At 45.6% G+C, this 23,007-nt stretch carries 22 protein-coding genes; 18 read left to right on the forward strand and 4 right to left on the reverse strand.

The window, feature by feature from the left end; translation table 11 throughout:
- Positions 1-50 precede the first annotated feature (50 nt).
- From ACLSU7_RS14305 to ACLSU7_RS14320, 4 genes are read right to left on the reverse strand one after another with little or no spacing between them, the layout of a single operon-like run.
- Positions 51-860, reverse strand: a complete 810-nt coding sequence (locus tag ACLSU7_RS14305) for an MlaD family protein (protein ID WP_413292573.1) — start codon at positions 858-860, stop codon at positions 51-53.
- Positions 860-1,609, reverse strand: a complete 750-nt coding sequence (locus ACLSU7_RS14310) for an ABC transporter ATP-binding protein (protein ID WP_413292574.1) — start codon at positions 1,607-1,609, stop codon at positions 860-862. Before ACLSU7_RS14310 ends, ACLSU7_RS14305 begins: the two co-directional genes overlap by 1 nt.
- Complete coding sequence (locus tag ACLSU7_RS14315) at positions 1,606-2,394, reverse strand: MlaE family ABC transporter permease (RefSeq protein WP_413292575.1); 789 nt, start codon at positions 2,392-2,394, stop codon at positions 1,606-1,608. Before ACLSU7_RS14315 ends, ACLSU7_RS14310 begins: the two co-directional genes overlap by 4 nt.
- The gene (locus tag ACLSU7_RS14320; protein ID WP_413292576.1) at positions 2,395-2,883 is read right to left on the reverse strand and encodes a hypothetical protein; all 489 of its coding nucleotides are present in this window, start codon (positions 2,881-2,883) and stop codon (positions 2,395-2,397) included. It lies immediately after the preceding gene.
- 202 nt (positions 2,884-3,085) lie between these two features.
- On the opposite strand from ACLSU7_RS14320, the gene ACLSU7_RS14325 reads away from it, so the two are divergent.
- From ACLSU7_RS14325 to ACLSU7_RS14410, 18 genes are all read left to right on the forward strand, one after another.
- Positions 3,086-5,869 carry a tetratricopeptide repeat protein gene (locus ACLSU7_RS14325; RefSeq protein WP_413292577.1) on the forward strand — a complete coding sequence of 928 codons (2,784 nt, stop codon included), beginning with the start codon at positions 3,086-3,088 and terminating at the stop codon, positions 5,867-5,869.
- Between the two features lie 13 nt (positions 5,870-5,882).
- Entirely contained in the window at positions 5,883-6,725 is an 843-nt protein-coding gene (locus tag ACLSU7_RS14330; RefSeq protein ID WP_413292579.1) for a sigma 54-interacting transcriptional regulator, read from the forward strand.
- On the forward strand, positions 6,722-7,132 hold the full coding sequence (gene flgB, locus ACLSU7_RS14335; protein ID WP_413292580.1) for a flagellar basal body rod protein FlgB: 411 nt from the start codon (positions 6,722-6,724) through the stop codon (positions 7,130-7,132). Before ACLSU7_RS14330 ends, flgB begins: the two co-directional genes overlap by 4 nt.
- 63 nt (positions 7,133-7,195) lie before the next feature.
- Positions 7,196-7,639: a flagellar basal body rod protein FlgC gene (gene flgC / locus ACLSU7_RS14340; protein WP_088615645.1), complete on the forward strand. Its 444-nt coding sequence runs from the start codon at positions 7,196-7,198 to the stop codon at positions 7,637-7,639.
- A gap of 79 nt (positions 7,640-7,718) precedes the next feature.
- Positions 7,719-8,057 (forward strand): flagellar hook-basal body complex protein FliE, encoded by a 339-nt coding sequence (gene fliE, locus ACLSU7_RS14345; protein ID WP_142701594.1) that lies wholly within the window; start codon positions 7,719-7,721, stop codon positions 8,055-8,057.
- 80 nt (positions 8,058-8,137) lie between these two features.
- Positions 8,138-9,790, forward strand: a complete 1,653-nt coding sequence (gene fliF / locus ACLSU7_RS14350) for a flagellar basal-body MS-ring/collar protein FliF (RefSeq protein WP_413292581.1) — start codon at positions 8,138-8,140, stop codon at positions 9,788-9,790.
- The gene (gene fliG, locus ACLSU7_RS14355; protein WP_181605294.1) at positions 9,790-10,824 is read left to right on the forward strand and encodes a flagellar motor switch protein FliG; all 1,035 of its coding nucleotides are present in this window, start codon (positions 9,790-9,792) and stop codon (positions 10,822-10,824) included. Before fliF ends, fliG begins: the two co-directional genes overlap by 1 nt.
- Positions 10,811-11,611, forward strand: a complete 801-nt coding sequence (locus ACLSU7_RS14360) for a FliH/SctL family protein (RefSeq protein WP_413292582.1) — start codon at positions 10,811-10,813, stop codon at positions 11,609-11,611. Before fliG ends, ACLSU7_RS14360 begins: the two co-directional genes overlap by 14 nt.
- A complete protein-coding gene (locus ACLSU7_RS14365; RefSeq protein ID WP_413292583.1) occupies positions 11,611-12,942 on the forward strand; it encodes a FliI/YscN family ATPase in 1,332 nt (443 codons plus the stop codon). The genes ACLSU7_RS14360 and ACLSU7_RS14365 overlap by 1 nt, the downstream gene beginning before the upstream one ends.
- A 15-nt stretch (positions 12,943-12,957) precedes the next feature.
- Positions 12,958-13,404 carry a flagellar export protein FliJ gene (fliJ, locus tag ACLSU7_RS14370; RefSeq protein WP_413292585.1) on the forward strand — a complete coding sequence of 149 codons (447 nt, stop codon included), beginning with the start codon at positions 12,958-12,960 and terminating at the stop codon, positions 13,402-13,404.
- 34 nt (positions 13,405-13,438) lie between these two features.
- Positions 13,439-14,269 carry a MotE family protein gene (locus ACLSU7_RS14375; protein ID WP_413292587.1) on the forward strand — a complete coding sequence of 277 codons (831 nt, stop codon included), beginning with the start codon at positions 13,439-13,441 and terminating at the stop codon, positions 14,267-14,269.
- A 33-nt stretch (positions 14,270-14,302) separates the two neighbouring features.
- Positions 14,303-16,153 carry a flagellar hook-length control protein FliK gene (locus ACLSU7_RS14380; protein WP_413292589.1) on the forward strand — a complete coding sequence of 617 codons (1,851 nt, stop codon included), beginning with the start codon at positions 14,303-14,305 and terminating at the stop codon, positions 16,151-16,153.
- Between the two features lie 60 nt (positions 16,154-16,213).
- The gene (locus tag ACLSU7_RS14385) at positions 16,214-17,224 is read left to right on the forward strand and encodes a flagellar hook assembly protein FlgD (protein ID WP_142701588.1); all 1,011 of its coding nucleotides are present in this window, start codon (positions 16,214-16,216) and stop codon (positions 17,222-17,224) included.
- A 1-nt stretch (position 17,225) separates the two neighbouring features.
- Positions 17,226-17,663 carry a TIGR02530 family flagellar biosynthesis protein gene (locus ACLSU7_RS14390; protein WP_413292591.1) on the forward strand — a complete coding sequence of 146 codons (438 nt, stop codon included), beginning with the start codon at positions 17,226-17,228 and terminating at the stop codon, positions 17,661-17,663.
- 171 nt (positions 17,664-17,834) lie between these two features.
- Positions 17,835-19,118, forward strand: a complete 1,284-nt coding sequence (locus ACLSU7_RS14395) for a flagellar hook protein FlgE (RefSeq protein WP_413292593.1) — start codon at positions 17,835-17,837, stop codon at positions 19,116-19,118.
- Between the two features lie 261 nt (positions 19,119-19,379).
- Positions 19,380-20,054, forward strand: coding sequence for a response regulator transcription factor (locus tag ACLSU7_RS14400; protein WP_142701585.1), 675 nt, complete (start codon positions 19,380-19,382; stop codon positions 20,052-20,054).
- Positions 20,035-21,447: an ATP-binding protein gene (locus ACLSU7_RS14405; protein WP_413292595.1), complete on the forward strand. Its 1,413-nt coding sequence runs from the start codon at positions 20,035-20,037 to the stop codon at positions 21,445-21,447. Before ACLSU7_RS14400 ends, ACLSU7_RS14405 begins: the two co-directional genes overlap by 20 nt.
- A 236-nt stretch (positions 21,448-21,683) precedes the next feature.
- Positions 21,684-22,970, forward strand: a complete 1,287-nt coding sequence (locus ACLSU7_RS14410) for a hypothetical protein (protein ID WP_413292597.1) — start codon at positions 21,684-21,686, stop codon at positions 22,968-22,970.
- The last annotated feature ends 37 nt before the right edge of the window (positions 22,971-23,007 follow it).

Consider the following 23,007-nt stretch of genomic DNA (forward strand, 5'->3'; position numbering starts at 1 on the left):
GGCATCTTGAGCCCTCTTTGGATTTCATATTTTAGATGTATTGAAAAGGATTAATCTTCTTTTTCGATGGATGTGCGAAGAAGGTTTTTAACGTTGTTTTTACGTTGTGTCCCGCCGAGCAAAGCCTTCAATTGATTGTGAATGCTTGGGTCGTTGATCAAGGCACCCAATGTGCCTTCGCCGCGGTCTACCTTTGCTACGATCGCATCCAGGCGGTTGATGGTGTTTTTCAATTTCTCACCGCTGTTGCCGTCGCTTAAGTGGCTCATCATTTTGGAAGCATCACCGCTCACTTTGCTCAAGTTTGCAGAGGTGGATTCAAAGTTCGCCATGATTTTACCCAAACGATTTCCATCATTCATGGATTTAGCGATCTTGTGCATTTCATCGATAATATCAAATAATTTACTAGCCTCGCTGCCACGTTCAGAGATCACGCCGATCAAGTCAGTGGCTTTCGCTACTTCCAGGATGGTGCCGTCTTTAACTTCGGGATTGCGGGGATCCGCAGGAATGATAAAGACGAATTTGTCGCCCAAGGCACCTTGGGTGCGGATCTCGACTTGCGAGCCTTCACGAATTCGGGGAAGGAATTCTTTGTCGACTCTCATCACCACATCCAACGAGTTTTTGTCAGATAGGAAGTTGATCTTTTGCACGTTTCCGATCGTGATACCGGAAAGCGAGACCACGCTGCCCTCTGCCAGACCCTGTACCTGGTCAAAGTGCGCATGCAGGTTGATATAGGATTTAAAGATAGATTTTTCACCGCCGATGAAAAAGATCGATCCTAAGATGATCACTATTCCGATCGCCAGAAAAATTCCGACTTTAACTTGGGTGGTGTTTGATGATTCCATTACGCGCTCTCTCCGTTGATAAATTCTGTCATCGCGCCGCTTGGCTCTTTTTTCAAAGTATCAATTGTGTATTGTTCGCTGATGCGACCATTTTGGAGCAAAGCCACTTTGTCACAAACAGCATACACGGTGGGCATATCATGGGTGACCAATATCGAAGTCATCCCTTTGGATTTCAGTTTCAAAATAGATTCTTGAATTTTTTTAGTATTATAAGGATCCAAGCCTGCTGTCGGTTCATCGTACAGAACCACTTGGGGATGAATCATCATCGCACGTGCCAGGCCCACACGTTTTTGCATACCCCCGGAAAGACTTCCTGGATAAAGCTTTTCCGTTCCCGGTGCCAAACCGAATTCTTCCAACTGAGCTTTGATTTGTGCTTCCACTTCTTTTTCCGAGAAATTGAAATGCTCGCGCAGAGGATAAGCCAGATTTTCATAAACTGTCATCGAGTCAAAAAGCGCCCCGCCTTGAAAGGCGTAAGCGACTTTTTTGCGGACTTCGACCAGTTGCGCTTCTGACATCCCATGAATCGGAGTGCCATCGACGATGACTTGGCCCTGGTCAGGTTTTTCCAACCCCACCAGTGTTCTTAATAAAACGGATTTACCGGTCCCTGATCCACCGATCAGGCCCAGGCATTCTCCCTTGCGAACGTAAAAGCTCACACCTTGGTGCACTTTTTTCTCATCAAAGGATTTGTGGAAATCAATCACTTCAATAAACGCTTGTGGTTTTTCGCTCATAGGAATTTCTCCACAATCCAGAAAAGTTTCGAAAGAAAGAAGTCCCCAATCAAAATCAGAATCGAAGAAACCACGACAGCTTTTGTTGTCGCAATGCCGACTTCTTTCGTTCCATTTTTAACATTCAATCCAAAGTAACAAGCGGGGATTGAAATGAATAAAGAGAAAAAGAACGTTTTGCCGAAACCGGAAACATAGTCGCCGACAGAAGAGGTCGAAAGGACTTTTAATAGATAAAAGCTGGGATCCAAGTTTAATTCCACTGCACCGATGAACAAACCACCTGCATTGGCGACAACGTTCGTGACAGCACAAAGAATTGGCAAAGTGATCAAACAGGCCAACACACGAGGAATAACAATTTTACGAATCGGGGAGGTGCCCAGTGCGCGAATGGCATCCACTTGTTGCGTGACCACCATTGAACCAATTTCACTGGCGATGCCAGCGCCCACGCGGGCTGCCAGCATCAAGCTTGTGAACATGGGACCCATTTCGCGTAAGATCGTTACTGCTAATAGTTTTGGGACATACATTTTACCGCCGAACTTTTCCAAGCCCAGACCGAATTGCAAGGACATCACCGCACCAATCGTCACAGCGGTTACAACGATCAACGGAGCAGAACGAATACCGACTTGATAAATTTGCTCGCCCAACAGACGCCAATAAAGCTTCGTGGACGTCAGCTCGCGAAAAATATCACGCGTCAAAAGACCAATACCACCCAGAAAGTGGAAGATCTCGATCGTGAAGTTGGTAAGAGGTAAAAGGGCTTGCAACATCTAAGGAGCCTTGAAGTTTGCTTTAAAATTTTCAAATACGGGAAGTTCCGAATTGAATTGTTTCTCCACGCCACCGTAGCTGAGTGTATAGTTGCAACCGTTCTTTTTAAAGACCACCAGGGAAAGAGCCACAGGGACGCCATCAATTGAACCCACGGATGTTGTCTGGCGAGAAGCGCGGCCATTGAAGGGTTTTTCTTCCGTTTTCAAGACTTCCAACTTATTCAGAGCACTTAAGGACTCTGTTTCCAAAGTCTGCAAGCTCACGTCTGTGTTGCTGCCGCATTCAGAGACATAGGAAATAGTGTTTCCCGTTTTTGAACTCTGCCACGCGCGATCCGTTCCTTTGGATTTGATTTTGGAATAATCTCCGCCAGGCTCCGAAAACTCCACGTCTTTAGCGGCAGTTACCTTGCCACCAGGGAGTTCCACCGATACGCAACTGCCAAGAAGTAAGCTCATGATGATGTATTTAAAGTGGTTTTTCATATCGCCTATCTATCGGAATTTTCTGAGGGAAAATTCAGTCTTACAAACTCAATCCAGACCAACGTCGCTGTCATCGCTTTGTCAGGCCTGACAATAATTCTATGAAACATTTTGCCCATCTTGAACATATTTGCCAATAGACCTTTGCAAGGCTGGCACCGTATGTGCAAATGCATAACGCAGGGGAAAAGGGGTTCGAGGAGTGAACACTTTGCGCAACGTAATTTTGGCAGGATGCCTTTGCTTTGGTCTAGTGGCCACTGCAGCAAATAACAAAGTCAATGGCTTCATTAACTTCCAAGGCGATACCGTGCATTTGGAGTTATTGGGCCAACAAAATTGGGACTACGATGTGAAGCGTTTGGATGACAAAGGCCAGACCATCGTCCGTATGACTGTCCCTGCTCTTGATGAATCCACTATCAAGTCACTCAACACATTTAAAAGTGACATGGTGACCAAGGTTTCTGTCGACGCTCAGGGCGCTGACGGCAAATCTGTGATCTCTTTCACGCTTGCTGGCGAAAGCATTGATACTTTTGATTACCTGACAGACCAACCTTCTCGTTTGATCATGGATTTCTATTTGAATCCCAACATGGTCAAAGCAGCCAAAAAACTTCCTGCTAAAAAAGATGAAACAGTAGCGGCAGAGGCAGTAACTAAACCTGCAAAAACAGTTGCGAAAGCTAAAACTACAAATCGCAAACCAGCAACTTCTGATGCATTGGCAATCAAGGATGCAGGAACTGTGGTGGCTCAAGCTGATCAGATTCAATCCGGTATCTTTGATGGTGGTGATCCAAACTATGAGCGTTTTTCGATCAAACCTTATGATATTAAGGAAGAATCGATCATTCGTGCTAAAGATAACTATTATATCTCCTTCCCCATGTTGGAAACTCCGGTGGCCCAATGGGAAAAACTAAAAATCACTCCAACAATTTACGAAATCAATGCCAAAGGGACTGATGAAAACAAACAGGCGCGTCTGCTTTTGACTCTTTTTGAAAAAGAGCGTTACGCCGTTTATTTGAAAACCCGTGAATGGTTCCGCGAAAAGTATCCAAAGTCTGAATACAACGAAATCATCGATTTCATGACGGGGGATGTGAATCTCGCTTTGTACAAACAAAGCGGCAAGATGGAATATTTCGACGAAGCGGTTCAGAAATATAAAGAAGCGATTGAAAAATACCCTACTTCTCCTTTGGCGGAACGAACTTCATTGAAGATTGGCTATCTGACTTTGGATCGTGGCGACAATTTGGCAGCGCTTCGTCTGTTTAAAGAGCACATCGAAAATAAAAACTTCGGTGGAAAAGAATCATTGTCCAAAGACCTGGCTCGTATGGGTATGGGCTTGGCTTTCATGCGTTTGAATAAATGGGACGATGCCGTTGCGCAGTTTAATGATATCGAAAAGAATTCCACAAATCGTGATTTGAAAACGGAAGCAGCTTACCGCCGTGGTGACGTGTGGGTGCGCGCTAAAAATTATGCGAAGGCTGTGGATGAATACAAAAACTCTTTGAAGAAATATCCAGAGGGTCAAAATATTTATCCGAATGCTTTTTATAACCAGGCAGAATCCATGTTTGGTTTGAAGATGTATCCACAAAGTTTGGATATGTATCGTGAGTTCGTTAAAAAATTCCCGTCCAGTGACCATGCTCCGTATGCGATGACTCGTTTGGGTGAGTTGTTGGATATCCTGGGTGCAGACAAGTCTCGCGTGATGGGGGCTTATCTTGAAACTTATTTCCGTTACGGCGAAACACCCCGTGCGGTGATCGCGCGTTTGCGTCTGTTGAGTGCTCGAATGAAAGGCATGAAACCAAAAGAAACAGCGAACGCCGTTAAAGAGATCATGGAACTTGCAAAAAAGGTGGATCTGCCAAACATGGAGCAATTCGCGACAGTCATGGTGGCGGATGGTTACTCTCAGCGTGGCGAGTTTGATAAATCCGTAAATCTTTTGTCGAAGTATTATAAGGAACATCCAGGTTCTGTGGATGCTCCATTGTTGACGGGTCGAATTATCGCCAACATTAACAGCAAATTGGACGATCAGGTTGAAAAGGGCGACTTCATTGGGGCTTTGAAAACTCATAGTCAATATGCTGACAACTGGTTGAAGAATTCCAACCGACTGGACACGAAATTCAATGTGGGCCGTGCATTTGAAATGGCGGGCACTCCTGCGGAATCCGAGCGTTATTATAAAGAAGTTTTGAATCGCGTCTATGCTTTGCAGGGAACGCCGGAAGCTAAAGAGATCAGCGTGAAAGAAGAAGTTCCTTCGATTGAGGAATTGAATTTGCGTCTGGCGGCGGTTTCTTCGAACGAACTGAAATACAATCAAGCTTACGAGTATCTTAAAAATATCAAAAATCCAGAAAAGCTTTCTGAAGACGATCAGATCGAACGCGTGGGAATTGCGGTTCGCCTGCTTGAGCGTCGTGGTGATACAGACTCTGCCGTTCGTTATTTGGGAGAGTTGCTAAGAACTTGGAAAGGTCAGCCGGAATTGGTGGCCGAACCTTACTTGAAACTCGCAGAGCTGCAATTGAAACAAGGCAAAAAAGACGAAGCACTTCAGGCTTTGGGTATGATCGATAAATTGAAAACAGATTCCCAAAAAGTTCCAGCGGTGGTGCATGCCAAAGCGTTGGAAATGATGGGCAATGTTTATATGGAAGCCGGTCAAAAAGACAAAGCGATCGGCGCGTATAAAAATCTTTTGGAACAGTACGAGGACACAAGACCTCTTTCTTCCATCAGATACAAATTGGGTCAGATTTATTTTAATCGCGGCGAAGTTCAAAAAGCTGCTGAGGTTTGGGACGAATTCAAGGGTCAAAAAAGTGGCTTTTGGAAAAACCTCGCACAAGAGCAGTTAAAGAACTCCGAATGGCGAGACGGTTATAAAAAGTATATTCAAAGAATTCCCGCAATGGCAGCGGATAAGCAGGAAAGCAAGTAGGAGTAAAGACAGGATGTCGTATTTTGATTTTGATGCTTTGAACATCGAAGACAGAAAAATGAACGAAGCAAAGCAGTTGGGTTTGCAGTTGGCAGCAACACAAGCAAGTCTTTTGGTGCTTGGTGAAGCCGGTGTCGGTAAAACCAGTCTGGCTCGTTACATCTACTCTAAAAGCCGTTCAGGAAAACTTCAGGTTTTAGAATGCAAAAATGCCGGTGGCTTTAACTTTGATAAAGTTGATGGCGGCACTTTGCTGATTGAAGACCTGGATTGCGCATCTTCTCACGTGCAGGCGGAGTTGATGAAACTTGCGGAAAGAACAGATGGCACAAAGCCACGTTTCATTTCCACATCTCGCCGTGATTTGCGCGCGATGGTTAAGCAGGAACAGTTCAGACAGGATTTGTTTTATAAAATTGCAGTGATTCATTTGGAAGTTCCACGTCTTGAAGATCGCACGAACGATTTCAATACGATCGCGAGTTTTATCCTGGAAGTGACGCAGATTATGCACGGTCGTTCTGGCCTGCATTTTTCAACGGACGCTTATGCCCGTTTGACCAGCTGGAACTGGCCTGGAAATATTCGTGAACTTGAAAATGTTATAGAACGCGCTGTGGTCCTGGCTAAGACCCAGACCATCGAAGTCGGTTCTATTCAATTTGAGTCCGTCCAGGACGATACCGCAGCAGATTTTGCTCCCGGAATGTCCCTTTCTGCGGTTGAAAAGCGTCTGATTCTTCAGACCCTGGAACTGACGGCCCAGAACCGCACACGTGCGGCGCAAATGCTTGGAATCAGTATTAGAACATTAAGAAATAAACTTAACGAGTACAGGGAAGAAGGTGTCGCATGAGTGATATTTTCGATAAAACGACCAACGCGCTGGCGACGTCGATGCGTATGCGCCAGCTTCGTAACAATGTCACCTCCTCAAACATCGCCAATGCGGAGACCCCAGGGTATCACGCAAAAAAGATGGATTTCGAAGAGGCGTTGTCTCGTTCCTTGAATATGGATGGCATGAATGCATTGAGTGCCACGAGTGGTGACCATTTTGCCATCGGCGGTGTTTCGGTGGCGAAAACTCGCCCGGACATTTACGAAAATCCAGAGGGCGCTGTGAATAACGACGGCAACACTGTGGATCTGGAAAAAGAAATGTCGGCATTGTCTGAGAATGCGATCATGTACAAAACCGCTCTTCAGCTGATCAATAAGAAAATGGCAGCTTTGAAGTACGCGGCGTCAGAAGGCAGGTAGGTCTGCACTCCGACTCCGTCGGAGTAATTAATTAATCCAGAACAGGATGTTCAGGAGTAAGTCATGGCTGATTTTTTAACGGGTATGAGAATTAGTAGCAGTGGTATGGCGGCGCAAAGAATGCGCATGAATACGATTGCCAGCAACATCGCTAACATCAATACAACCCAGACCCCTGAGGGTGGTCCGTATCGCCGTAAGGACGTGGTTTTCGAGTCGATGCCCGACGCCAAGAACTTTGGCGAAATCGTGACAGGTACAGACCCTATGGGGAATATGCAACGGGTCCAGGTGACTGACGTTGTCTCAGATCGTAAAGCTCCTTTGATGAAATATGAGCCGGATCACCCTGATGCAAATCCAGAGGGTTACGTCGCTTATCCGAATATCAATCTCATGGAAGAAATGACCAATATGATACAATCGTCGCGTTCCTACGAGGCCAACGTATCGGCGATGCAGGCGTCAAAAGATATGGCCATGAGCGCTCTAGAGATAGGAAGATAGTTCCTAGACTAGGTTGAAAAAGCAGGAAATTTAAGAACGTTTAGAATACACTTTATAGAGTACAAGGAGAAGTGAAGCCATGGAGGGTTTTACAGTATCAAATGCAAACAGATTTCTGGAATCTGGAAATCTGCGTGACTCAAAGTCACTGTCTATCTCGGGCGAGACGACACCACTAAGTAATACATCAGAATCCGGTAAGAGCTTTGCTGACACTCTGAAAGAAGCCGTTTCCTCTGTGAACGAGTTGCAAAAGTCTTCAGACAAATTTGCACAAAACGTTGCAACTGGAAAAACGGACGACGTCGCTGGTGCCATGATTGCGGCAGAAAAAGCTGACATCGCTTTGCGTGTGATGGTTCAGGTGCGCAACAAGATCATCGATGCATATCAAGAAGTCATGAAGATGCAGGTTTAGTTTTTAGATTATATTACTGGTACGGTTTAGTGATCGAGTGCTTTGGCGGAGCCAAAGCGTAAAAGCCCCGGAGGGATTCTTTGAACAAAATTTTTGGTGGATTGGTTGTCCAGTTTCGTGAGTTCTTTAAAAATCTGGGTCCAACCAAAAGACTTTCAGTTGTTGCCGTAACTCTTATTGCGGTGGTGGCTTTATTGACGATGATGTTCATGGCGTCTGGTAAAGACTATGTTCCTCTTTTCACGAACATTCCGACTGAACAAGTTTCTTCGATCGTCGGCAAATTGAACGAGAAAAATATCCCATTCCAATTGCGTGACGGTGGTAAAACCGTTGCCATCCCCAAAGAGCTCTTGCACTCAACGCAAATGACGTTGATGGCGGAAATCGGTTCTCCAAAAATGGGGAACATTGGTCTTGAGCTTTTCGATAAGCAAGATTTCGGTGTGAACTCTTACGCTCAAAAAATTAACTATCAACGTGCCCTTCAAGGGGAGTTGATGAGAGCTATCAACACTTTGACTGCGGTAAAGCAGTCTAAAGTGATCCTGGCTCTGCCAAACAAGAAAACATTCCTGGAAGAAGGTGGTTCACCATCAGCTTCTGTTGTCGTTGAACTTCACTCAGGTAAAGAACTGACGCCTGATCAAGTTCGTGGTATCCGTTACCTGGTGGCGAATGCTGTTGAAGGTATGGACGCTGATAAAGTCGCGGTTCTGGATGAGCGCGGTAAAGTTTTGACTCGTACTTCTGATGGTTCAACCGGTGGTTCCAATGAACTTTTGGATCTGAAAGCTAAAGTTGAAAGAGATTTCGAAGATCGTATCGAAGACATCCTTTCTAAAGTAGTCGGTCACGCCAAAGTTGTGGCGAAAGTTGATGCGACATTGAATCACCGAGTGATTTCTTCTGTGGAAGAGCTTGTGGATCCGGATAAAACAGCCATTCGTTCCCAACAATCTGAAGAGGAATCTTTGGATGGGGCGCGTACGAATCCTGCGGGTGTCCCAGGTTCCCGTTCCAACATCCCAGGTGCCGAAGACAACAACGGCCAAGTGGGTTTCAAACAAGACGTTAAAAAAGAACTTAAAACAATTAACTACGAAGTTCCAAAAACAGTGCGCAATATCCGTGAAACAGCGGGTAACCTTGAGCGCCTGAGCATCGCAGTTGTGGTTGATGGTGTTGCCGTTACGACTAAAAAAGACGACGGAACAACTGAAACAAAATGGCAGCCGCGTTCTGTTGAAGAAGTTAAAAAGTATGAAGACCTGATCAAGGGTGCTGTTGGTTTCAACGCTGCTCGTGGTGACTCGGTTAAAGTTGAAACGATCCAGTTCCAACCAGAAGACTTTTCTGAAGCAGAGAAAATCCTGACAACGCTTGAGCGTAAAAAGTTGATCCATGCTTTGTTCAAATGGGCTCTTCTTGGTTTCTCTTTGGCGCTATTCTTCTTCATCGTGGTTCGTCCATTCATGCAATGGATCACAGACAGCTTCCAAGACTCTGTTGAGGAAATGCTTCCACGTACGATCGAGGAACTTGAAGAATTGCAATCCGTGGATAACACGCTTCCAGGTATGTCGACCGCTCTTCCTGTTCTGCAGGAATCTATTGACCCTGAGAAAGCTGAATCTGAATTGTTGAAAGACCGTATTATGGCGACCATGGGTCGTGATGAAGAAAAAGCCGCTAATGCTTTCGGTATGTGGCTTGTTAGGAAGGATGGCTAATGAAACTGCAAAGAGCCGATCATATTGAGTACGAACAGCTCAAAGGTTTCGACAAAGCAGCGATTCTTATCAATTACCTTGGTAAGGATGCAGTTAAAGTCCTTCTGCGCCGTATGGACGACGCTGATATCCGCAAACTTATTAATCAAATGAGTAAGTTGCGCGTTGTTCCTGTGCACGTAACCAAACGTGTTCTTGAAGAGTTCTATGAAATGATTTCTGAAACTGAAGACTATATCTTCTCTGAAACGATCTCTGCGAAGGAAACTATCGTGGACGCTTTGGGTGAGGAACGTGCCAGAGGCATCCTGGGTGGTTTGAATATCACGACAGGGGGCTCTCGTTCGCTTGAGTCTTTGGAGATGGTCGATGCGAAGTCTTTGGCGACATTCCTGGTGAATGAACATCCTCAGACTGTTGCAGTGATCTTGGCTCACTTGGAGCCAGAGAAAAAAGGTGAGGTTCTAAAACGTCTTCCAGAAGCTCTTCAAGCCGAAGTGGTTCTGCGTATGGCGAATCTAGAACACGTCGATCCAGAGTTGATCGGCGAGATCGACCGCGTATTGAAACATCAATTATCTAACACAGCGACAGTCGAACAAGCAGCTTTGGGTGGTGTTCAACCGGTGGCAGAAATGCTCAACGTTATGGACAAAAACACAGAGACGGCGATCATGTCCCGTTTGGAAGAAAAGGATCCTCTTCTTGCCGAAGAGATCCGCAAACTTATGTTTGTCTTCGACGACATCATCAAAATCGACGATCGTGGTATTCAGGCCCTTCTCAAAGAAGTACCAAACGACAAACTTCTTTTGGCACTCAAAACGTCAAGCGAAGAGATCCGTGTCAAAATCTTCAAAAATATTTCTGCCCGTGCGGCCGAGATGTTACGCGAAGACTTATCGAACATGGGACCTTCTCGTTTGTCAGACGTCGAAGGCGCACAACAAGAGATCGTCAATGCTGCTCGCCGCTTAGAGGCGGAAGGCAAGATCATGATCGCAAGAGGCGGTTCAGAAGATGCAATGGTCTAGTAAACAGGGCGTGGGCGCCCATACAAAAGCAGTTCTTAAAAAGGACGTCGCTGAAAAGACTGTTCTGGAGTTTGTCCCAGCTAAATTTGAGCTGGGCACTCCCGCTCAAGCTCATGAGTATTTGATTCAAAAACAACGCGGTTCTGATTTCCGTATGAATGATGCCATCCGTATTCAAACGGGTGTCGATCAAGTGGAACGCATTGACGAAGAAGAAAAAATCGAAGCCGCTGCCCTGGAAAAACTTAAAGAGATCCAGGAACAGGCGTACCAGGAAGCTTACAATTTGGGTCTGGAAGAAGGCCGTAAAGAAGCTTTTGAAAAAGTGTCTGCCGAAATCGCGGCTCGTATGCAAGGCTTGGATGAGCTTTTGCTGGGTGTGAAAGAATTGAAAAAAGACCTCGCGGCGTTCAATGAAAACCATCTGGTGACGTTAGCCTATAAAATGGCGGGTCGCCTGGCGAAGGCAGAGTTGCAGACGAATAACGATGCTATGATTCAGATCTTGCGTGATGCTGTCAGCCTGGCGCAAGACGAAGAACAAATCACGGTGCATGTTTCTCAAGAACAATTCGAATTCTTGGAAGAGCTTAAAAAAGAAACGGGCCGTGATCTGGAATTCACGAAAAAGATCCGCTTTGAACCAAGCTCAGAAATTATGGCTGGCGGTTGCATCGTGGAAACAAATTATGGCGAAGTGGATGCTCGTGTCGAGCAACGCCTGGAACAGCTGTGGTCTGTTCTTTCCGAAAACATGCCTAAAGTTAAAGACAAGGTTGCTAGTTAATGAACGACGAAATGTCTCTTGATCTGGATAAGTATTCTGACTTGGTCAACTCGATCCACTTGACCCGCGATAGCGGTAAAGTGACTGAGGTGAACGGAATGCTGATCAAGGGATATCTCCCTGGCGCCAGCGTGGGCAGTATCGTGCAAATCAATCCAACAGGTCTGGAGCGCTCCTTCCTTGCAGAAGTCGTGGGCTTTAAAGACAAGCACGTACTGATGATGGCTCTTAATGACATGAGAGGCGTCGCTTTAGGTTCTAAGATTATTCTTTCCCGTCAAATTGCCACTGTTCGCGCCGGCGACGAGCTTTTGGGCCGCGTGGTGGATGGTTTAGGTCGTCCTTTGGATAATAAAGGTGAGATCGAAAACTTCCGTGAAGTTCCTTTGTACAGTGAAATTCGTAACCCTTTGGACAGACAGCCGATTCGTGAGCCCCTGGATGTGGGCATCCGTGCGATCAATGGCGCATTAACCGCAGGCCAAGGCCAGCGTGTCGCTATTATGGCCGGTTCGGGTGTGGGTAAGTCCGTTCTATTGGGTATGATGGCTCGTAACACCAGTGCCGACGTGAACGTGATCGCAATGATCGGTGAACGTGGCCGTGAGGTGCGTGAGTTTATCGAGCATGATTTGGGGCCTGAAGGTATGGCTCGCTCCGTAGTCGTATGTGTTACGAGTGACCAATCTCCTCTTTTGCGTATGCGTGGTGCCTATGTGGCAACCGCAATGGCAGAATACTTCAGTGCTCAAGGTAAAAATGTATTATTGATGATGGATTCCGTGACACGTTTTGCGATGGCTCAACGTGAAATTGGTCTCTCGACAGGTGAACCACCGTCTCAAAAAGGTTACACGCCTTCGGTATTTGCGACTCTTCCAAAACTTTTGGAACGCGCCGGAAATTTTGAAGGCGAAGGCAGTATCACCGGGTTTTACACCACTCTCGTCGAGGGTGATGATATGAATGACCCGATCGGGGACTCGGTTCGTTCCATCGTGGACGGACATATTGTGCTTTCCCGTGCTTTAGCGGCCCGTGGTCACTATCCTGCGATCGATGTGATGCAAAGTGCGTCGCGTGTTATGAAAGCGGTTGCTTCGTCGGAACACGTGAAACTGGCGCAAAAGCTGAAAGAAGTCTTGGCGGTATATAAAGACGCAGAAGATTTGATCAATATCGGTGCTTATAAGCCAGGTTCCAATCCTAAGATTGATAAGGCTGTGAAAGTGATCGACCAGGTCAACGACTTCTTAAAACAAAGAGTCGAAGACCCAACGAACTTCAATAACACAGTTCGTATGCTCCAACAGATCCTGATGCACGCTTAACACTAGGGGAGAGTCATGAGATTTAAATTCCCCATGCAAAAAGTTCTTGAGCATCGCAAGGTTGTGGAAAACCTTGCGCAGAAGGACTTTCAAGACGCCGTGGCGGTCTTGAATGAATTCCAGGAAAAATTAGATAAAATGAATCAGGAGATTCTGGAGGCTCAAGCCCGCGCTGGCAGCCTGCTTCAGGTTGGGGGTGCCCAAGGTCCAGCCCTGTCTCAGATTCATGAATTCCTTAAAGGCCAAAAAATTCGCATCCTCCAACAAGAGCAAAAAATTCAAGAGATCGAGAAAATAGTCGAGTACAAGAGAGAAATTTTGCGACAAGCGGCTCTAGAATATAAAATTATGGAGAAGGTCCGGGAAAACAAGTTCGAGGAATACAAAGCCGAACGTAAGATCCAGGATCAAAAAGAGATGGATGAACAGGCGATATTGCGGTTCAAAAAAACTGCTGAATAGGATGTTCAGCGTTCTTCACGGATGAAGGAAATCGATGAAAACGGGATACGATCAATTCTTTAAGAATGCTCGCAAAGTCGCTGATGAAAACGGTGGAGCATCTCCTGTTAAATTCACTAAAAATCCTTCATCAACTCGTTTGCATCTGGATCTATCCTCTGAAGACGTGGAACAACAACTTCGTCGTCGCATGAAAATGACTGCTCCCAAAAAATCCAAAAAGAAAAAATCTGGCGTGCATTGGAAAATGGCCGGTTTTTCATTCTTGGGATTGGTATTGGCGGTGGTGGGATTCCAGAATCACGAAGAGATCGATAATATTTTGAAACGTGTCGAAATCACTATGACGGGTGAAGCGGTTGCGGAAACAGCTCCGGCAAAACCGGCAGCAGCAAAAGCTCCTGAGAAAAAAGAAGAGTCCGCTGAAACAGAAACCAAAGCCGCAGCTTTATCTTCTGATGAAATAGATCACCTAACGAAATTGAATGATCGCAAAAAAGAATTGGATGCCCGTGAAGAAGAACTGAATCGTCAAGAATCAGAGCTCGCGGCACAGAAGGTAGAGCTTGATAAGCGTTTGAAAGAGCTTGAAGACATGCGTGGGAAAATTTCCAACATGCTTGAAACTCGCGTCAAGGCTGACGACCAGAAAGTCGATACCTTGGTACAGATGTACACCAATATGAAAGCCCCCCAGGCGGCCAAAGTCTTTGAGACGATGGACGAGGATTTGGTGGTCGAGATACTTGGTCGTATGAAAAAGAAAAATGCTGCTGATATCATGAATTTATTAAAACCGGAAAAAGCTCAGACTATATCTGAGAAATATGCCGGTTATAAACGTGCGCCAGCATCAGAAAAATAAGTAACAGCAATTCTCTAAGGAAGGAGGATCGTTTTGTTAAACATAGTCGGCCCCCCAATGGTGGGTGCGACCGAATTGAAGTCTCAAGCGACTGACAAGCTTCAGCAGCGAGAATTCAAGAGTTCCGGTTCTGATTCCGGTTTCGATAAAGCTCTTCAGGATAAAATCAACCTGAGAAGCCCGAAGGAAACGAAAGAATCACCAAAGCAGGAAGCAAGAGCGAAAGATTCAAATGATTCAAAAGAATCAAGAGAAGAAAAAGCTCCAGCGAAGGATGCAAAACCAGAACGTAAGGTCCGCACTGACGATGGGAAAGAAAAGCGGGCGGCGAACAGACAGCAGGCAATCAAAGAATTCATGGACTCATTCGAGAGTGAATTTGAAATCCCTCCCACACGACTTGTGGAAGCGATGGCCGAACTGGATGACAGCCAGCTCAAACAATCCCCCGAAGTAACAGCGAATGCTGTAATTGACCAATTGAACTTGGATGATGACCAGGCAGAAAAAGCCGCGGCCATGTATGCAGGTTTGTTGGCGCAATTGCAACAGATGCCACAACCGCAAACGCCTAAAGAGATGACAGAAATGTCAGTGGGCGCTGGTATGTCTCAACAGAGCATGCAAATGCGTGTTGCGGCCGCTCAGGAAAAGCAGTCCCAATTGGGTGCTGCTGCAGATAGCGTTAATAAAAAATTCTGGATGAAACCGGATGCTGCGATGAAAACGACAGCTATGCCGGATCTAAAGGGTGATCTTGCGTCACGTCTGATGATGGATGATAGCGCTTTAGCGGAAGCTCCATTGGCAGAAATGCCGGGCATGGAAGCTCCAGCTCCAGAAGCGATGAATCAGCAAAGCTTGTTGGATAAGTTGCCTCCTCATTTGCAAGGCCAAATGAAAGAGACCATGTCTCCAGCGTTGCTTGCAGCACTGGCCGCGAAACAAGCCGCTGCAGCAGCTCAAAAAGCGGAAGGCTCTGTCACAGAAGATTCTTCGTCTGAATTGACGAATGAGTTCACTAAGGCTCTGGAGGCTCCTCGTGGAGATAAGCCACAGCAAGCGGATATGATGAACAAAGCGGTGACGGGTAAAGTCACTCCGGAATCATTCTTTCAGCAACAGCAAGGTCAAGAGCAAGCCATGATGCAGGATTCAGCAAATGAATTCATGCAACAAGGTGGAGCTCAGGGCAAAGATGCCGCGAAAGAAAAGCTGACGACAAAAGCAGCTGAATTCAAAGCAGAGATGACGGGACTTGAAGGTCTGCAAGCACAACCATTGAAAGGTGAAACTTTGAAGTTTGACCCGGCAATGGCGGCGATGGCTCCGAAAGCTCCGGCAACAGAGGCGCAAAACGAAGCCAACGTGAAGCAATTGATGAATCAAGCCCAATACCTGATTAAGCAAGGTGGCGGTGAAGTGAAAGTTCAAATGTCCCCAGAGGGCATGGGAACGATCCACTTGAAAGTTATGCTTCAGGACGGAAAAGTAAATCTTCAAATGCAAGCGGACTCTCAAGAGGCGAAAAAGTCGATTGAGTCTAGTCTAGTTGATTTGAAGAACAGTCTTGCTGCTCACAAATTGTCTGTGGAAAATGTTAAAGTGGATGTTGTGAACACGACTTCCGCGGATACGGCGACTCAAAACCAAAATAATAATACGAATGGCCAAGGTGGCCAGCGTGATGCGCGTCAGTTCTGGAATAACTTCAACGAAAGCTTTGGAAACCAAGGCCGCCGTGAATCCTTTACTGAGATGCAACCGCTTCGTGGTTATGCTGGTAAACGTCGTGACCCATTGCAACCTATTGACGGCGCATCTGTGAAAGCAGCTCCGCGCGCAGTAGAAGGCAAAGGCAGCGGACTTAACTTGGTAGCTTAAGGCGGCGGCAGCCGCGCAAAGCGGAAGCTGAAGCAGCTTCCGCACAAGAAGGGGATTTGAATGACAATGGTTAATGCGAAATTAGGAGTGAATGCTTTCGGTGCGACACAAGACAAACCGACCAGCACTGTTGGCACTCCAACTAACCTCAGCGTTCAAGACAAAGCGAAAGTTGGCGAAGAGGATCTTGGCGCCGTTGCCAATAAACTTGCTGACCCGAATTGGACGGATCCCACTAAAAAAGTTCGTACGACAGGCAATCCCAATCTGGATAAAGATGCTTTCTTCAAATTGATGCTTGCCCAGATGAAAAATCAAGATCCAACGAATCCGATGAAGTCCCATGAAATGGCGGCTCAATTGGCGAACTTCTCGTCACTCGAGCAAATGCAGAACATGAATAAAACCCTTGAGGAGTTGAAGAATGCACAAAAGCCTTCTGAAAATTTCCAAGCGTTGAATTTGATCGGGAAAGCGGTGGCGGGTGATTCATCGAAAATCGTGCGCGGCTTGAATGATAAAGAACACGATTTCAAATTTAATCTTCCGATGGCAGCAGAGGAAGTCACAGTGAAAGTTCGCGATGCGGATGGTGCTGTGGTAAGAACATACAACTTGAAAGGTCTGAAACAAGGAGACAACAAACTCACTTGGAATGGTGAAGACGAAAAGGGTATGAAAGCAGCTGTTGGTGAATACCAATTCATCGCAGAAGCAAAAACTGCTGACGGAAAAAAATTGGGAATCAAAACTGACTTTGATGGATTGATCACTGGTGTAAGTTACTCTGCTGAAGGCCCGGTTCTTAACGTAGGAAATCAGGCAATCCGCTTCAGAGACGTGAAGAAGATCACAGACCCACGTCTTATGAGAAACGACCAGAATGTAAATGATGTCACCAACCTAGACTTGAAAAAAGATGATGCCACAGGACAAACTAAGAAAGAGGCGAATGTAGTTCAACAAAGTTCTACTACTGAGCCAGCTCCTATGGGTAAATCTAAGATCATGGATACGGTGGGTTTATCTCGCGACATGATGGATAAGATCGCGAAGGAGATGGCGAAGTAAAATGGTAGACTTAAAGAAGATACAGACATTCGAACAACTTGTTCCGCAAACGCAGCCAAAGGTTAAAACCGATGTCGGCGTAGGGACGGGTCCTTCCTTCAAGGAAACCCTTGATAAGCTCGGTGGGCCGATTGCGACCCCAGCAGCGAAACAAGTGAATCCTCAGGGCTTTACAAAGCCTGTTGAAGGAGTGAAGTTTTCGAACCATGCGATTGAGCGAATGAGTACTCGCGGGATTAATTATAGCCCTGACGATATCACTAAGCTGAATGATGCGGTTTCGAGAGCGGCGGCGAAAGGTTCCAAGGATTCATTGATTCTGATGAATGACTCGGCACTGATCGTGAGCGTGAAGAATAATACTGTGGTAACAGTGATGGACAAGACCGCATTGAAAGAAAATGTGTTCACGAACATCGATTCTACAGTGGTTATTTAACCGAAAAGCGCATTGAAGCTGTCCCGAAGAGACAGATAAAATGCAAAACCGGAGAAACTCAGGATGAGTGGACACGGCTGAATTAAAAACTAAATATTAGGGCTGGTCCTCGTAGAGGAGGCCCTCCAAACGGTGGTTCTCGAATAGAACTGCCAACGACATGGAGGTCACATGGGTATTCTTTCTTCATTGTACACGGGTGTGTCTGGTATGACTGCACAGGGCGAAGCCCTTGGCGTTATCGGTGACAATATCGCGAATGCAAACACTGTCGGTTTCAAAGCGTCTCGCGCTGAATTCCAAGATATCATTTCTAAAAGCTTAAAAGGTGTTCTTGGTGGTAACCAAATCGGCCGTGGTGTGAAGATCGGTGCCGTAAATCCAATCCTTACTCAAGGTAACGTCGACGCAACTGAAAAAGTAACTGACCTTGCTATCTCTGGTGACGGTTACTTCAAAGTTAAAGGTTCTGATGGCGAGTCTTACACTCGTGACGGTTCTTTCCACTTTGACCGCGAAGGTTACCTGGTAACTAACGACAATCAAAAAGTTCAAGGTTTCGGTACTGACGAAAAAGGTAACATCCTGAACAAAATGACAGACATCAAATTCCCTCGCGCTCTAGTTCCAGCGAAAGCAACTAAAGAAGTTAAGTTGGATCTGAACTTGGATTCTCGTATGGAGCCAACTAAAAAATTTGATATCAAAGATCCATACTCCACTTCTCACTACTCTACAGGTGTTGAGATGTACGATTCTCAAGGTAATAAGCACTTGTTGAGCATGTTCTTCAATAAAGTGGCTGACAGACAATGGGAATACAAAGGCTTGGTTGATGGTAAAGAAGTTACTGGCGGCGAAGAAGGTAAAATGTCTGAAGTTGTTTCTGGTAAACTTGAGTTCACGGTTGACGGTAAACTTGACAGCCAACAAGTAACATCTTCGAACTTCAACTTCAAAGGTGGCGCTCTTCAAGGTCAAGAAATCAAAATGAACTTCGGTGACGCTATCAAAGACGGTGGTAAAGGTTTGGACGGTACTAAACAGTACGGTAAAAACTCTGACCTTATCTCTTGGCATCAAGACGGTGCGGCTGCTGGTACAATCAACAGCTTGTCCTTCAATGACGATGGTATCTTGACGGCAGTTTACTCTAACGGTCAGGCGCAAGACTTGGCGCAAATCGCTCTAGCTAAGTTCGAAAATCCAGAAGCTCTTTTCAAAGTCGGTAACAACCGTTTGAAAGAATCCAGAGATTCAGGAACAGCTTCAGTGGGTGGCCCGGGCGCAGCAGGTCGTGGTAAATTGTTCGCGAAATCTCTTGAGAGATCTACAGTGGATCTAGCAACTGAGTTCGTAAACATGATCCAAAATCAGCGTGGTTTCCAAGCCAATGCGAAAACGATTACAACGACAGATGAGCTTCTGAACGAAGTGATCCAGTTGAAACGTTAATCCCCCTAAATAATAAATAATCCATGTCTAAACAGGCCCGTGACCCCGGGCCTGTTTTTTATTTTTTATGGGTCAACCCTAAATGCCCCACAGAAGTTTTAAAAGCTCGCAATCTTGGGCAATATGCCCCAAAAACAGCGATTAAATGTGTGTAATAATGGGCTTTTTTGCAATGTTTATTAAAATTGCTCCTTTTGTTTAGAAACAAACCTGATATACACTGGCGCAAGTTTTAATCATCAGTCCTGAGGGGTTTAGTACATGAGATGCTTAGTAGTTGAAGACGACAACGAGATTGCAACAATAGTAAAGCAAGGTTTAGGAGAGCTTGAAGGTGAAGTCGAAGTTGAATCCAACGGTAGACGTGCCTACGAAAGAGCTCTGACGAATCATTATGACATCATTGTTCTGGATTTGATGCTTCCAGAAATGGATGGTTATACTTTCGCGAAATCTTTGCGCGAAAAAGAAATCAACACACCAATTCTTATCTTGAGCGCTTTGCGCGAGCTTGATGACCGTTTGAAGGGTCTGAGCATGGGTGGTGATGACTATCTTACGAAACCATTCGCAATGGCAGAACTTCAAATCCGCGTGAAAAACCTTTTGAAGCGTGCTCAAAAAGCTTCTGAAGTGACTCAACTGGTATTCCAGGATTTGAAATTGAACCGTCTGAACCGTGATGTGGTTCGCGCCGGTCGCAAACTGGATCTTCAAGAACGCGAGTTCGTTCTATTGGATCTATTCATGAGCAATCCCAATAAAATCATCGGTAAACAAACGATCCTGAAGGAAGTTTGGAATTATGATTTCGATCCACAAACGAATGTGGTAGACGTATTGGTATGCCGCCTAAGAAACAAATTGGAAAAAGATTTCCCTACACGCCTTATTTATACGGTCAGAGGTGTAGGTTATGTTCTTAAAGGGACTTAAACCCACGCTATTCAGAATCAGTACCAAGCTTACGCTTGCGTACTCGATGGTACTGATTCTTAGCTCGACACTGATCTTTAGTTTTCTTTACTTTCAGATCACTCACTCGCTCCAGAACCAGGAGCGAGCTATCCTTGAATCAAAAACCGAAGAATTCGCAAATCGCATTGAAGTGAACGGCATGGCCGACTTCAAACAGTATTTCGAATTGCTGCGCAACTATGATCGCGATGCTTCCCTGTTGGTAGAGGTGTACAGCGGTCGCAGTGAACTGCTTTTCGCGCACAATCCGACACCTGCTTTCGATATCAATAAAGACCTTTTGTTGAATGAGTTGAATCGTCATGGCGAAACGTCTTTCGAGTTTTCGTTACCCGAAGTGACCTCCACCGAAGCCGTTTTGGTGATGGGTCGAAACTTAAAAGGCGGCGAACGCCTGATTATCGCAAAAAGCACGGCAGGCATGGGTAAGCAACTCCGCTATCTGCAAAAGCTTTTCTGGTGGTCTTTGCTGCCCGTGGCTTTGATTGGATTCCTGGGTGGCTTGTTCTTGTCGAATTCGACCCTCAGTCCGGTGCGTGACTTGATCAACTCGATGAAAAAAATCGAACGTGGATCACTTTCGACCCGAGTACCGATTGGTGGCAGTGACGACGAGTTGGAAGAGCTGAAGCTGCTGTTCAATAAGGCTTTGGATAAAATTGAAAACCTGGTGAATGGCTTGAAAGAGGCCTTTGACCATTTGGCGCACGATATTCGTACTCCAGTGACTCGTTTGCGGGGACGTGCGGAAATTGCGTTGACCAGTGAAGGCGACGTTGAGTCTTATCGTGAGGCTTTGCAAAGCTGTTTTGAAAACTCGGATAAAATCTTAAGCTTCTTGCAGGTTTTGACGGATATTACAGAAGCTGAAAATCGCAGTAAGAAATTAAAGATCGAAAAGAAATTCGTCAGCGACTTGGTTCGTGAAATCATGGATTTGTACGAGATGGCTTTTGAAGAGAAAAACATCGTTGTTACTCAGAAGTTAGATTCTCACGATTGGGCCATGGTGGATCCGCGACTGATCAGCCGAGTGATCGCGAATCTTTTGGATAATGCACATAAATACACACCGCCAGGTGGTGAAGTAATTATCGAAACCATCAATCAAACTGAAAGCGTGATTTTAAAGGTCACGGATTCGGGCCCGGGGATTGCTCCGGAAGAGCACGGTTTAATCTGGCAAAAACTTTATCGCAGTGACAAGAGTCGTTCTGAGTACGGAATGGGCTTGGGTCTAACGTTCGTGAAAGCGGTCGTGGAAGCCCACGATGGTAAAGTGAATATCAAAAGCCCGGTTAAAGACGGTCGCGGGACAGAGATGGAAATCACTCTGCAAAAAATGGCTTAGTTCCCATCGCAAATTAAACTACGCAGCGTAAAAACCCGCAGAAATGCGGGTTTTGTCGTTTTTGGAAGCTATCGTTTTTGGCGATGCTCGTTCTAGGTTATTGCCTTCTTTCTATTTTGTGAGAAAGTAGGCCCATGCCTGAAAACAACAAAACTGTACAGTGTGTGCTTGTAAGCAAAGTCATTCTTTTTTCCTTGGGACTTTTCTTTAGCATTTTGTTTTTTACAAAACTGACGATGCATAACGATCATGTGCAGATGTTGGTGAAAGTTTTCCGCGTCGTAGATGAAGGAAAATGGTCGCACTTTGGAAATGCCACAACGGGAATGGGCTTTTTACCAGGGAGCTTTCTAACCGCCGTGTCGGCGATTCCCATGCAGATTTATTTTTCTCCCTATTCTGCCTTGGTGGTAATTCTTTTATTTCATGTGATTTCGTATTTCCTTTTTGCGAGTGTCTTAAAGGAGAATTTCAAATCTTTGATTTTAGTCGACTTCCTGTTGCTGTACTGGTTAAGCCCTTGGCGCGTCGAACAGACGGAGCTTTATAATCCAGCGTATCTTTTTTTGTTTTCGGCGGTTCATTTCTATACCGCTTACCACATGAACAAGAAAAGTTTCTGGATGACGTTCTTTCATGTGCTCACGATCGGTTTCTGCGTTCAGGTTCACTTTTCAGTTTTGATGTTGGGGATCCTCTCCTTGGGTCTGTGGGGATTTAGATATCTGAAAGTGAATTGGTGGGGCTTCATCGCGGGGAGTGCGGTTGTAGGCCTGAGCTTGCTTCCATGGTTTATGGCTTACCTGGCTCACCGCGAATTGGCGGTAGCTGTCAGTAAGGATTCTGGATCTTTCATCGGCAAAAACTTTGTTTTGGTATATCCGGTTCTAAAGGGTATTTCCTATTGGATTCGTTACGGCGCGGTTTCCTATGGCCGACATATATTTAGCGAAATTAATTTCCTTTGGATTCAAGATCTGACCGTTCAAAACATCGTCAGTGGTGCTTTTCATTCATTGAAATACGTTTTTACGGCGGTGACGGTGATATTTAGCGCTGTCGTTCAATGGCGCATCTTCCGCAACATCTGGAAGCAAGGCCATCCCTTCAGGCGCGGAGACGATCGCACCGTGATTCGCGGCGAACAGGGCATTTACCTTTACGCATTTTATTTTTTCTTTGCGATGTTGATTGCGACGGGGCTTTCCCCGGTTGAGTTCAATCACTGGCATTTGATCTTGGCGTTCCCCATCGTCACGGTACTGATTACGATCGCATTCCACAAACTGCGTGAAAAAATGCCAGCGAAACGTTTCACCTGGATTTTTGCCAGCGTCTTCATTGTGTTCTGTATGTTTGATACTTTCGGTGCCTTAGGTAGCCGTGTTCACTCTTATAAATCCAACTTTCACCGTGAAGTTTTACAACTCTACAAAGAGTATCACCAGTTCCCCGAGAACAAGACTTCCAACAACTATCTGGAACAATGGCATCACGAACAGCCGACTCAGGAAGATAAATAAAAACAAAAAAGGCTCCATCATGGAGCCTTTTTTCTTA

Origin of the sequence: Bdellovibrio sp. HCB185ZH (assembly GCF_047302455.1) — a bacterium.
Classification (GTDB): Bacteria; Bdellovibrionota; Bdellovibrionia; order Bdellovibrionales; family Bdellovibrionaceae; genus Bdellovibrio.